This is a genomic window from Olivibacter sp. SA151, assembly GCF_054130995.1.
The window spans coordinates 1,557,934-1,571,015 of record NZ_CP096391.1 but is presented as its reverse complement, the minus strand read 5'-3'; the positions used below and the strand labels follow the sequence as shown (position 1 = coordinate 1,571,015).

10 protein-coding genes are annotated in these 13,082 nt (G+C 39.8%); all 10 read right to left on the bottom strand.

All coding sequences use genetic code 11. The features are described from left to right. Positions 1–2 precede the first annotated feature (2 nt). The gene (locus M1D52_RS06160; protein WP_013668380.1) at positions 3–866 is read right to left on the bottom strand and encodes a sensor histidine kinase; all 864 of its coding nucleotides are present in this window, start codon (positions 864–866) and stop codon (positions 3–5) included. A gap of 84 nt (positions 867–950) precedes the next feature. Beyond that, a complete protein-coding gene (hemL, locus tag M1D52_RS06155) occupies positions 951–2,315 on the bottom strand; it encodes a glutamate-1-semialdehyde 2,1-aminomutase (protein WP_437391848.1) in 1,365 nt (454 codons plus the stop codon). Positions 2,316–2,448: 133 nt separating this feature from the next. After that, complete coding sequence (gene hemB, locus M1D52_RS06150; RefSeq protein ID WP_437391847.1) at positions 2,449–3,417, bottom strand: porphobilinogen synthase; 969 nt, start codon at positions 3,415–3,417, stop codon at positions 2,449–2,451. A gap of 165 nt (positions 3,418–3,582) precedes the next feature. Beyond that, positions 3,583–5,223 (bottom strand): hydroxymethylbilane synthase, encoded by a 1,641-nt coding sequence (hemC, locus tag M1D52_RS06145; protein WP_013668383.1) that lies wholly within the window; start codon positions 5,221–5,223, stop codon positions 3,583–3,585. 273 nt (positions 5,224–5,496) lie between these two features. Then, complete coding sequence (hemA, locus tag M1D52_RS06140) at positions 5,497–6,741, bottom strand: glutamyl-tRNA reductase (RefSeq protein WP_013668384.1); 1,245 nt, start codon at positions 6,739–6,741, stop codon at positions 5,497–5,499. Positions 6,742–7,069: 328 nt separating this feature from the next. Beyond that, positions 7,070–7,666, bottom strand: coding sequence for an OmpH/Skp family outer membrane protein (locus M1D52_RS06135; RefSeq protein ID WP_013668385.1), 597 nt, complete (start codon positions 7,664–7,666; stop codon positions 7,070–7,072). Between the two features lie 140 nt (positions 7,667–7,806). Then, positions 7,807–8,343, bottom strand: a complete 537-nt coding sequence (locus M1D52_RS06130; RefSeq protein ID WP_013668386.1) for an OmpH/Skp family outer membrane protein — start codon at positions 8,341–8,343, stop codon at positions 7,807–7,809. Positions 8,344–8,628: 285 nt separating this feature from the next. After that, positions 8,629–11,196: an outer membrane protein assembly factor BamA gene (bamA, locus tag M1D52_RS06125; protein ID WP_013668387.1), complete on the bottom strand. Its 2,568-nt coding sequence runs from the start codon at positions 11,194–11,196 to the stop codon at positions 8,629–8,631. A 117-nt stretch (positions 11,197–11,313) separates the two neighbouring features. Continuing rightward, positions 11,314–12,054 (bottom strand): isoprenyl transferase, encoded by a 741-nt coding sequence (locus tag M1D52_RS06120; protein ID WP_437391846.1) that lies wholly within the window; start codon positions 12,052–12,054, stop codon positions 11,314–11,316. A gap of 6 nt (positions 12,055–12,060) precedes the next feature. Then, the gene (gene porG / locus M1D52_RS06115) at positions 12,061–12,876 is read right to left on the bottom strand and encodes a type IX secretion system protein PorG (protein ID WP_041387795.1); all 816 of its coding nucleotides are present in this window, start codon (positions 12,874–12,876) and stop codon (positions 12,061–12,063) included. Positions 12,877–13,082 lie beyond the last annotated feature (206 nt).

Genomic DNA, 13,082 nt, shown 5'->3' with positions numbered 1-13,082 from the left:
AATCAATTAAATGTTACATCAAAAATGCTCCCTGTAGGAGTGTTATTTAATACTTTAATTTGGGCGTTGTGTTTATCTAATACTGATTTTACAATGTATAACCCTAATCCCGTACCTTTAGTTTTACGGGTATCTTCACTCCCTACACGATAAAATTTATTAAAAATACGTTTTTTTTCCTCATCATTAATGCCTATTCCTAAATCAGCCACTGAGAACCGTATCTGCCCATCTTGTTTATACAGTCGCACATTAACATGTGCACACGGTGGCGAATATTTGATAGCATTCTCAATTAAATTGGTGACAACTGAAGTGATAGCCAGCTTATCACCGACAAAAAAAATGTTTGGCTGAATATCCGTTTTAATAATCTGGGAGGTGCAGGAATGTACCTGCAATCGATCAGCTATTCGTCCGGTCAGCTCAGAAAAATCAAATTCCTCTTTTGGAATACTTTTGCCTACACTTTCCAGTTTAGTTGCTAGCAGCACATTTTCCACTAAATCGTCTAGACGCTCAATATCTTTTAGAGAATTTGATAGGAATTGATCCCGTTGCTCTTTATTCAGATCACGTTTTAATATGGTTTGTATATACAATTTAATTGAAGCTAAGGGCGACTTTAGCTCGTGTGTAACGGAAAGAAGAAAGTTATGTTGTTGTTTATGTGTTTTATGCTCGTGTACGAAAGCTCTTTTCAGCTTAATAGCACCCACCAAAAAGATGGTCATAAAAATAAACCCCTCACCTATCACCATGCCTTTTCGTAATGGCTCCAGTTCCATTAAAAGCATTCCCCACCATACAATCTGCGCTATTGCATAGAAGACAAGAAAATAAAATAAAAACAATGGCTTTCGCATACCTAATTAGTTGTTAGTTGTTAGTTGTTAGTTGTTAGCTAATTCAAGCTTATAAGCTAAAGGCTAATACCTAAGTCCTAACACCTACTTAAACACCACATCCAAGCTTTCAAATATAGCCCTTTTCGCTTTCTCTAGTTCTATTTTCGAATGGGCAGCCGAAACAAAACCAACCTCATAGCCCGAAGGTCCGAGGTAGACACCTCTATTCAGCAATTCCCGATGCATTACCTTATATTTATCCATGCTTTCTGCTTCAATATCAGATGCGGCCTGGATATTATCTTTATCAGTAAAGGCAATCCAAAATATAGACCCTACGTTAAACACACGTACCTTATAATTTTTTGCGCTTGCATATCGTTGTATGGAAGCTGAAAATTCAGCTGACTTCTTATTTAATTCTTTATAAAATCCGGGTTTATTCAGTTCGCTTAGCTGTGCAATCCCCGCAGCCATCGCAACTGGATTGCCGGATAAGGTGCCTGCCTGGTAAACGCCGCCGTCAGGTGAAATATAACCCATAATTTCCTCCGAGGATCCATAAGCGCCAACAGGCATCCCTCCTCCAATTATTTTTCCGTAGGTTATAATATCCGGATGCACGTCGTAATAAGCCGCTGCGCCTTCAAATCCCAGACGAAAACCGGTAATCACTTCATCAAAAATAAGTAAACTCCCGTGATCGCTTGTTATCTTACGCAGAAATTCGATATATTCTTTATTCTGCATCAATAAGCCGTTATTTGCAGGGATTCCCTCAATAATAACAGCTGCAATTTCTTCTTTAAATTCAGCAAAAGCACGTTCCAAAGCCTCTTTATCGTTCAAGCCGATTACCACTGTTTCATCGGCAAATGCTTTAGGCACACCTAAAGAGGAAGTCTCACCAAAAGTTACCAATCCAGAGCCAGCTTTTACCAATAAAGAATCCGAATGCCCATGGTAACAGCCCTCAAATTTAATGATCTTATCCCTTTTGGTATAGCCCCTAGCCAAACGGATGGCCGACATAACAGCCTCTGTACCGGAACTGACAAATCGTAGCTTTTGGATATATTTATTATTTTTTAGAATTAACTCCGCTAATTCATTTTCCAAGGCTGTTGGTGCTCCAAAACTCAGCCCATGCTGGAGTGTAGAAATGACGGCTTCCCTTATTTTGGGATGATTATGGCCAAGAATAAGCGGACCCCAAGAGCAACAGAAATCTATAAACTGATTTCCATCAGCGTCCCACAAAAAACATCCATCGCCTTTCTCAATGAATAAAGGGGTGCCGTATACCGATTTAAAAGCCCGCACAGGCGAATTTACGCCACCCGGAAAGTACTTTTTTGCTTTCTCAAACAAAATTGCAGACTTCTCGCGCGATATGTCTGCTTTAGACCCGGCCACCCGTACCTCTTCCTCATTTCCCGAAAACATTTTTTTTATGGAATCTAACATGTTCGTTATTTGTTGAAACGTTAAGTAGTTGAGTTGTCTAGACGTTAAGTAGTAGAGTCGTTAAAACGTTAAGTGGGGTATTCATCATTCTTAACCACTTAACTACTTCCCTATTTAACTACTCAACATTCCATTAAATCCACTGCTGCTCTACCATATCTCTAATATGATAAGTGGTAATTATACGAGCACCCGCACGAGCAAAAGCATACATGGTTTCCATTACAATTTTTTGCTCGTCTATCCAGCCGTTTTGCGCAGCTGCTTTAACCATTGCAAATTCGCCTGAAACATTATAGCATGCCAAAGGCAAAGTGGTTTCATCCTTGATCCTACTAATAACATCCAGATAAGCTAAAGCCGGTTTAATCATTAGCACATCAGCGCCCTCTTGCTCATCTAAAAAGGCTTCTCTTAATGCCTCATTAGGATTTCTGAAATCCATCTGATAAGCCTTTCGATCTCCTTTGCTTGGAGCACAATCTGCTGCTTCCCTGAATGGACCATAATAAGAGGAAGCAAATTTTGTTGCATGCGACATAATCGCTACGTTTACCTGGTTATTTTCATCCAGTGCCTTTCTGATTGCACTAATTCTGCCGTCCATCATATCGGAAGGAGCTAACATATCCGCCCCGGCCTCCGCATGCGCAAGTGACATTTTTGTTAACACGTCGATGGTGGCATCATTCTGAACATAATCATGTTCTAAAATCCCACAGTGTCCGTGTGTCGTGTAAGAACATACACAGACATCCGTTACAATATATAGATCTTCACCAAAAGCTTCTCGAAGTGCTCTGATGGCTTTAGGAACCAGCCCATGGTGATCATAAGCCGTGTGTGCATCCGCACTCTTCTCTTCTCCAACCCCAAAAAGCATGATTTTATTAACGCCCAGTTTCAATCCAATTGCTACGTCCTCTATCAGTTTATCAATAGAAAAATGGTGTATACCCGGTAAGGAGGGCAAGGCATGTTTTATTTGATTTCCTGGAACGATAAAATAAGGATATATAAACATATCCTTTGACAGATGAGTTTCTGCCACCATCTCCCTCACAATTGGATTTTTACGTAATCTACGTTGTCGATAAATCATTTTCTTTTTTTTAATCTTAATCTCTCAAGACAAATCTCGTAGCTTTACAAGCTAAACACCAGGTATTTTCGAAAGAAAAAGGGAGGTGCTCGTACACGAAGCTTTTGAGATTTTTCTTGTTACAAAGATAAGCATGAAAATGTGCGATTGAAGTAGCAAAACATATTATAGCAATGGGGTGACAGTTCCTGATGAATCATTTTTCGTTGGCTTTCCCTTACTGTAATTCAGTGCAAAAACTGCTTCTGCCAACCCTAGCTCGTCAGGTGAGAAAGGCAATGTGTATTGAACTCCTATCTCCTCGAGCTTTTTTCCTGTAGAGTTACCGATACTGATCACTTTCTGCCCCGGCTCTACCAAGTTATCTTTAAAGTAGGCTTCAACATTGGTTGGACTAGTAAAGATTAGGACATCCGCTCCCGAGCCTTCTACCTGCTCATCAATACGCGTTTCATAAACCGGTAAATCAATAACCTTCGTATCGGCAGTTAGCCGACTTTGAATGGTTTGCAGCGAACCTTTTGCGCGAGGAAATAGTACTGTAGAACCTGCTGCTACTTGGGCGAAGGCATCTCCCACTTTTTCCATTTCAATCCCCTCGGCTTCTCCAGTGAACGCAGGTATAATCCCATGGCTTCTTAAAGCTTCTTCGGAACCCCGACCAACTACGGCATATTGCACATGTTTACTAAGTCTCGGTTTAAGCTTGAAAAAATTTTCGATTCCATTTTTACTACTAAAAAATACCCATCGAACATATTTGAGTATATATGGATCCAAGGTATTTATAATGGAAAAAATTTTAATGAGCGATCGCCCTTCAACTTTTATATGATGTTGTTCCAAGGACCGCTTCAGAAAAGAGGTGTCAGCAAGTTCACGGGTGATAAAAACGGAACTTGGCAATTTTCTATCCGGATCAAATTTCTCTACAATCTCTTCTGCCAAGCCAGCAGCACTTTCCGCTTTAAGATATAAACGTGTAGGAAAGCTTTCTCCGTCTTTAGCTTTTGCAGTCCAAACTTCATAACCGGTTGTAGTTTTCCGACAGTAACAACCTAATGGCATATGACATCCTCCTTCAAAAAGGTTAAGGACTTTACGCTCTACTCCTATAGTTTCAGCCACATCTTTTTGATGCAGTTTTTGCAAAACTTCATACAATGTATGATCGGATTCACGAATTTGAATAGCTAAAACGCCCTGAGCAGGAGCCGGAATAATTTCCGTTGGAGGTATGATTTCCACATGAAACTCGCTTAAATCTAATTTCAAACGTTCAACACCCGCTTTTGCCAACATGATAGCATCATATTTTTCATCACGCAACTTTTGTAAACGAGTATTTACATTACCTCGTAAATCTTCGATTTCCAAATCCGGTCTGAAAGCCAACAACTGTGCTTTCCGCCGATTGGAGGAAGTGCCAACAATGGCGTTATGTTTAACGGATAATCTTTTCTTAAGATCAACGCAATCTTTCAGAATAATCAATAATTCTGAAGGATCTTCTCTTTCAGATACCGCTGCAATTCTTAATCCAGGTGGATTTGCAGTAGGAAGATCTTTGTGCGAATGTACGGCAATGTCGATTTTTTCAGCAAGCAGTTCTTCTTCCAATTCTTTCGTAAAAAAACCCTTGCCTTCTAATTTATCTAAACGAAGATGCTGTATATTATCTCCCTGTGTTTTAATAACTTTAAGCTCTGCTTGTACGCCAATTGTAGCTAAACGATCTTTCACATGGTTAGCTTGCCACAAAGCCAAATCGCTACCTCTTGTTCCAATAATAAGCGTTCTGTCCACCTTTATAATATATGTTGCAATTGTAAATAATCCATTTTCTAACCCTCATTACCCAACTCAACTTTTATTCCGCCCTTGGAATACTCCCTTTATTCGTCCACTATCTATTCATTGAATCCATTCAGCGCAGCTAGAATCCGATGCTTCAATTAAAACACTTCACTAAATGCCAAAAAAGATGGTGTATTGTTAGATAACCATCTTTAATTGCTATAAAAATAAAAAAAATAATGTGATAAGCTAAAAGCAATGTGTAGAAAGAAACCCTACCCCCTAATTTTCTGCCGTCTCTTTGCTTTTTGCGATTAATATTTCCTTTGCAAGCACCATCGGACCGCTGATATATTTTTTCTCCATATAGTTAATGACCTTTTCCAAAACCTCTCTGGAACTGGCATCCAAGGAATTAAGCTCGTTAGCAAAGACCGTATTCAATGCAAAAGATTTTATTTCCTTCACTCTTTCGGGTACTTGGCGCATGGCTATTTCTACCTTTCGCTGTTTTAAAATAGGTAAAAACTCAGCAACATTGTTTTCAATAATTCTTTCCGCATGGATAAGTTCGTTATAACGTTCCTGAAGATTCTTATTCGCAATTGCCTGCAAGCCGCTAACTTCTATGTAGTGTATTGCGTTTTCAGCAAGTACCTCCTCCGAAACATCGTTCGGGATTGCCAAATCAACGACTATCTTCTTGGATGTCTCCCCATTTAGCAAACTGGCATAAATAGACGGTGTGATAACAGGTTCTGTAGAACCTGTACAGGTAATCAGTATATCAAATCCTTCCTTATAGTGCCTTAACTCGCTTAATGGAAAGGCTCGGCCATTTAACTCTTTCGCTAAACGTTCCGCTTTATCCATTGTACGGTTGAATACTACGAAGTTTGAAAATTTATGTTTTTGTAGGTATTTTGAGATATTTTGGTTGGTTTCACCTGCGCCTACTAATAAGATACGGGGATTATCAGTGAACTTGAGATCTCTTAATTTACGATAGGCTAATGATACAACGGACACCGGATTACGGGAGATCATGGTATGTGTATAAACCTCCTTAGCCGTCTTCACCAAACTGTTCATCATTAAGCGCATAAAATCACCCGTTAATCCCCCTTTACGACATCTTTCATAAGCTCGTCGAACCTGCGCTAATATTTCTTTTTCTCCGACAACTAAACTCTCCAAAGAACAGGACATCCTAAATAAATGATGTAAAGCATCCAGTCCTTCATAAGTAGTCACCTGATTAAGAAATTGATCAAATTGTTCATCAGGCACACAAAAATTCAATCCACGCAAAAAGTTCTTCACGAACTCACTTGTTAAGGTATGTTTTCCATGAAAAACGAATTCAACCCGATTGCATGTGCCTACGTAAAAAATCTCTTCGATGTCAAAATTGTTTTTGACGTTAATCAATCGGCTTTCAAGCTCTTCATTACAAATAACCAAATTGCCTAAATCTTTTAGGTCAACGTGCTTGTGTGTAAATGCTATTACTTTAAGATGCTCCAAGGTCTCTTTACCCTCTCTATATTATACTGTCGACAAAAGTACATCTATACGCTTGTTACAGTGTCAAAACTTTGTCAAACACAGCTATTTAGAATGTTTTTAAATAATAGGAATTTCAAAAGTTTAGCTTCTGAGGCCCGGCATCTAATCACACCTTATACCTAACTCCTTATACCTTATACCCTATACCTTACACCCTATACCTTACACCCTATACCCTATACCTTACACCTTATACCCTATACCCTACACCTCTCTTCTCACCCTCCTCATAAAACAAAAAAACCGTTCCTATAAATAGAAACGGTTTTCTTTACCTTTAGATCACTTATTTTGTTGCTGGAGTGGTAGTAGTAGGCGTCGTGGCTGCCGGTGCTACCGGTTTCGCATTTGGATCGATTCCTAACTTCGTTTTTACTGCAGCACTAATATCATCTCCTCCCTCAAAATATAAAACAGATTGTTGTGCAATATCTAGGATATAGGCATAACCTTTTTCCTTTGCCACCGCTTGAATAGCCTTTTCTGCTTTTTCAAAAACCGGTTGGAACACCTCTTCTCTTTTCGCACCTACTTCCTGTTCTGCCTTCTGCTGCACCTCTCCCATACGTCCTTCCATCTGCTGGATTTCTGTACTTAAGGTTTGCAATTCTTTATCTACTGTTTCTTTATTAGCTTCGCTTCTGGTTTTTTGCTTGTCCATAAATGCTGTGATCTTTTTTTGACGCTCAGCATCCATTTGTTGAATCTCAGTACGTTTAGTACCTACAAAAGTTTCCAATGTTTGATTGGCTGTTTTGTACTCCGGCATTAGAAGCAAAATCTCCTGTGAATTCACGTGTCCAATTTTTTGTTGTGCACTCACAGCGCCAACTGTTAAAAATAATCCTGCAGCTACTAAAACCGACTTAAATAAATGTTTCATTCGCAATTTTAATTTTGTTGACTCAACAGAGCCGTCTATAATTTTTGTTTAAGTTAATTACATTTTACACAACACAATCCGTAGTAGGCAAAAGCTCAGCTACGGATTTGAAAATTGGTGCAATTTTAAGCAAGTATTCTCTATTTTGCAAGTGCCTCCGGTTTATAACCCAAGCGAGTGATTACATCATTGCTTTTATCCAACCTCGGATTAGAGTACAAGAATGTCACTTCACTTCCTTTATCGAGTACCACGTCTAGATTTTGGCTTTCGGCAACCGCTTGTATGGCTTTGGAAACACGCTCTTGTATCGGCTTGATTAGTTTAAGGCGTTCCTTGTACAGATCACCTTCAAAGCCAAAAATTTTCTTTTGAAACTCTTTAGTCTCACGTTCCTTCTGCACAATCTCGTCCTCTCTTTTCTTTCTCATCTCATCGCTCAACATCACCTGATCTTGTTGATAAGCCTTATACATTCTTTCTATGCTGCTGTACCGAGCATCCACTTCCTTTTGCCATTTTTCGGACATATCTTCCAGTTGCTTCTGCGCAGAAACATATTCCGGAATGTGCTTTAATATGTATTCACTATCTACATAAGCAAAGCGTTGAGCGAATGCAGAAGCGCCGGCAATAAATATAAAAGCTAACGTTAAGAATATTTTTTTAGTGTTCATATGATCATTTCTTTATGTTCTTTCAGACTCGGCTTTTCAGCCAAGGTTTAACCTGACTAATCGGGATGAAAGACCTCATCTTTTCTTAATGAATGCCAAATATAATACCATTCCTATATTTTAGATATAAAATTTAACATTTTTTAGCAATTCTTTTGGCATCAAGATATCAGTATCAAGACTAAAGTATCAGGTATCAGCACAAGTCTCACCGTCTTTTCCACTCCCTTACATTATCCTGTTTCTTATGTCTATATCCTACTACTTACGTCTGATGTCCTATTACTAGTTAAATCCTCCCATCTGTTGCATAATACTGAACGTGAATGGTTGGCGCCATTGGCTTCTATCAACCCCCGGTATAGGATCGAAGGCATGTCCATAATCAATTCCTAATAAACCAAATATTGGAAGGAAAATGCGCGCCCCTATACCCACCGAACGACGCACCTTAAACGGATTGAAATCTTTAAAGGCATCCCAGGTATTACCCGCGTCAGCGAATCCAAGCAAGAAGACCTTCGCCTGCTCATTCATCATGACAGGGTAACGCAACTCCATCTGATAACGTGTATAAATCGGGCTACCGGAGTTTCTTGCAATTTGAATATCCTGGCTGTTTGTTTTCGTTTCCGGTATCACGTAACCATTGGCATAACCGCGCATGGCAACTACTTCAGAACCTTGTAGAAAGTCGAAGCCCATCATACCATCCCCCCCTAACTTAAAGCGCTCAAAGGCCGAGGTACCGGTAACTTTACTATAAGAGCCAATAAATCCAAATTGAGCTTGAGCTTTAAATACCAGTTTACCCACAACCGTTTGAAACCACTGCGAATCAAATTTCCATTTGTGATATTCTACCCAACGATAACGGATATGATCCGGCGCCGTAGGATAATTGATATTATTAAACAAAGAATAAGGAGGCGTTGCCTGTATCGTGAAGCGCAAATTCGATCCGGAGGTAGGGAAAATCGGATCGCTCAGCGAGTTCCGGCTTATCTCTTGCGTTAAGTTAATATTATAAGATGTACCATTTCTAAACAGGAAGTAAGCATCGTAATTACGCAACTTATATTGTTGTAAGTTTAACGAATAGTTTACCTGAAAATAATAGTCGGGCCATTTTAAACGCTTACCTAAGCTAACCGTTACACCGTTCATCCGGATTTTGGGGGTACTCTCCGTAACGTTCTCGCGGCCGGTATAATAATCGTAACCGCCATAGGCCGACATAGAAGTAAAGGCACTTATACCAAAATAAATCGGTTTCTTCCCTCCTAGCCAAGGCTCAGAAAAAGAGAAGCTATAGGATTGATACGATTTACCACTCGTTTGGCCTCTCAAGCTTAGCTTTTGCCCGTCTCCACGAGGAAGCGGTTTCCAAGCTTTTTTATTAAATAGATTTTTGGTAGAGAAGTTATTGAACGTTAAACCTAAGGTACCGATAATACGTCCCGCTCCGAAACCTCCAGACAATTCCACTTGATCGGAAGGTTTTTCAGCTACCGTATATTCAATATCGACCGTTCCATCGGCTGGGTTTGGCTTCGGCACCGGTGAAGTCTTGGATTCGTCAAAATTACCTAAGGTGGCAATTTCACGGATATCCCGCATGATATTCGTCTTGGAGAATTTTTGTCCCGGTTTCGTTTGTAATTGACGCCGAACCACTTTATCGTTTGTCACGTCGTTTCCTTTTAGCACAATCCGATTGACATCATATTGTGGTCCTTCATACATACGCATTTCCAAATCAATGGTATCCCCATAGATTTTTGTCTGCACAGGATCTACCTGGAAGGTCAAATAACCATCATCCATATAATAGGCAGAAACATCGGCTCCTGTTTTGGATGGGCCTAACAATTTGGTATTCAATTTCTCTTCACTGAATACCTCTCCCTTTTCTATCCCCAAGATCTTGCTAAGTGTTTCGTCGGTATATTTTGCGTTACCCGACCAGGTTATGTCACCAAAGTAATACTTTGGCCCTTCATACACATCAATGTCAATGCGAACATTTTTTCGATTCAACTGGGTAACAGAATCCCGAACAATGGTTGCATCGCGATAACCTTTACTGCGCATCTTCGAAATAAGCGCCTCTTTACCCTCAGCATATTTTTCATAGTTAAATTTACCGGGGCCCCAAAACCGCCACCACCTCTTTTGCTTCACTTTTTTCAGGTATTTATGCATTTTCGCATCGGAAAATTCTTTATTACCGGTGAAGTTAATTTCTTTCGCTTTTACTTTTTTATTTTTCTTAACTGCGACTTTTAGAATTTGGTTATTTGCTTCTGTTGTATCTTTTACTTGCGAAATGTTAATATCAGGATATAAATAGCCCTTTTCCCTAAGGTAACGTTTAATCGTATTTCGGGTGGTATTCAGTAAGTTTTCGTTAATGATTTTCCCCGTATTTTCGTTTAGTCGCTTTCTAACCTCCTCTGTTTGACTTTTACTCAAACCATCCAGGTCGATACGCGTTAAACGCGGTCGTTCTACCACGTCAATATTAAAAAATACAGTATCACCCCGAACCTGGTCTATGGTAAGTTCAATATTATCGAAAAGCCCTTGCGACCATAGGTTCTTGATTGCGTTGGAAGTTGCTTCTCCGGGTACTTCAATACGATCACCGACAGAAAGTTTCGAAATCGTCAATAATACATCGTTATCTAAAAACTTAGTACCACTTATTGTAACACCTCCAATAATATAATCCTTTGGATTCAAGTAGCCAGACCCACCCGTTTGCCTAGACGAATTACCTACTCGAAGTTGTGCTGAAGCAATTTGCGCTCCTATCAAACAAAAACCTATTAAAAGAAAAAGTCGCTTCATTGAAATTATTTATCGCCGCTAAAGTAAAATAAACAGTTGTTAATTTTTGTTAAACTATTTTTTTTCAAATTTTGAACGTTAGCTTTTGATATTTTGATATATATAAAGTTAAAATACTTATTTTAATTGTTCGCTGGTTAAGCCGAATCTGCGCTCTCGATTTTGAAACTCAACAATAGCGGCATACAGGTCATCCCTTCTAAAATCCGGCCATAATTTACTGGTAAAATACAATTCAGCGTAAGCTAATTGCCATAGTAAGTAATTACTGATGCGCTGTTCTCCGCTTGTGCGGATCATAAGTTCGGGATCAGGTAGAGGATAAGAATTAAGATGCTGAGCAAACAGGGCTTCGTCGATATCGTCAGCTTTCAATAAACCCTGTTGAACAGACTGTGCTATTTTTTTTGCTGCGTCTGCAATCTCCCAGCGGGAACTGTAGCTCAAGGCCAGCGTCAACGTACATTTGGTATTGGACGCCGTTTCTTCCATACACTGTTTCAAGTGCGCTAACGCTTTAGCAGGCAACAGATCGAGATTTCCGATCGCGTTTAGCTTCACGCCATTTGCCATCAATCGTTTTGTTTCTTTACCAATTGAAGACACTAACAACTCCATAAGGGCGGCCACCTCCAATTTCGGGCGGTTCCAGTTTTCAGCAGAAAATGTATATAGGGTTAAAAAAGGCACACCGATTTCCACAGCACCTTCTAAAACATCTCGCACCGAGTCCACACCACGTTTATGGCCAAACACTCTCAACTTACCGCGTTCTTTTGCCCAGCGTCCATTTCCATCCATAATGATGGCTATATGTCGCGGCAACTTACTGCGATCTATCAGTTCAACATTAGTCATCGTAAGCTAATTCTTCTTTATATAAACAGGACATCCTGCCCTAAATATCGCATATGTTACCGTAAAGGTGGCTAACATATACGTGTCTTTTTGTCGGCCATCACCTCGCTGCGTTCCCACGAGCATTTGCTGCGATGGATCAATAAAATACAGCCGTTGATTGAGCTCTTCATCCCCCAACCTGTTTCTTCCCGGCACCCAATCAAATCCATTTATGTAATCTCCACTTATATCATCTATGTAATCGGTAAATGCTATGCGATATCCCAACTCCACTCCAATTGTCCAGGGCCCGCGCAGATTATAACGAAACCCTACGCCAAAGGGAATACTAAGCGCATGCCTTTTGTAATCAACACCTTCCGTTTGATAATCGTGTAGATTTACTAATTCTCCGTCAAAATTATAGTTCTTTGGCTGAAAATGAAAACCTCCAATACCCGCAAACAGATAAGGAGTATAAGAAACCCGACCATATGACGGTTCAAATTTAAAAAAATTAAACTCACCTACTAGCGATGCCTCATATATTGGTGATTTAAAATACAGTTGCTGCTGTCTTACAAATTCGTTGGAATTGGAAGCTCCATCACCCTGTGTATTGGCGCGAAGAAAATTAAACCGCACTGCCCAATTTCTGCTTAGGTTTTTTCTCACGAGTAAACCAAGCGTCCAGTCATTTAACTTAAGCGGATTAGTAGGATTCAATTCTCCCATATAACCTGACATGCCCCCACTAAGCCCAAACTCCCAGTCCTGAGATCTTCCTACATTTGTCACAAGAAGCATAACCGCAACTAGCAGCGATGTATTTTTTAGCATAACGTGCATGCATCTCCAATAAAGGTGGTAAAGATAAGAGAAATTTTATATAAGCGGTTAGGTTTTAGCTATTAGTTATTGAGTGGTTATTAGTTATTGAGTGGTCCATGGCATCTTCAGCCTTCGGCAATCGGCACTGCCTGTTTTAGTTACCCATGTTACTTATTCCCCATTGGCTCATTAACCGGCTGTCAGCTTTCGTTCGC

Bases quoted from the DNA above. Each gene is read 5' to 3' on its own strand.
- M1D52_RS06160 (WP_013668380.1), bottom strand. From the start codon at position 866: ATGCGAAAGCCATTGTTTTTATTTTATTTTCTTGTCTTCTATGCAATA.
- hemL (WP_437391848.1), bottom strand. From the start codon at position 2,315: ATGTTAGATTCCATAAAAAAAATGTTTTCGGGAAATGAGGAAGAGGTA.
- hemB (WP_437391847.1), bottom strand. From the start codon at position 3,417: ATGATTTATCGACAACGTAGATTACGTAAAAATCCAATTGTGAGGGAG.
- M1D52_RS06135 (WP_013668385.1), bottom strand. From the start codon at position 7,666: ATGAAACATTTATTTAAGTCGGTTTTAGTAGCTGCAGGATTATTTTTA.
- M1D52_RS06130 (WP_013668386.1), bottom strand. From the start codon at position 8,343: ATGAACACTAAAAAAATATTCTTAACGTTAGCTTTTATATTTATTGCC.
- bamA (WP_013668387.1), bottom strand. From the start codon at position 11,196: ATGAAGCGACTTTTTCTTTTAATAGGTTTTTGTTTGATAGGAGCGCAA.
- M1D52_RS06120 (WP_437391846.1), bottom strand. From the start codon at position 12,054: ATGACTAATGTTGAACTGATAGATCGCAGTAAGTTGCCGCGACATATA.
- porG (WP_041387795.1), bottom strand. From the start codon at position 12,876: ATGCTAAAAAATACATCGCTGCTAGTTGCGGTTATGCTTCTTGTGACA.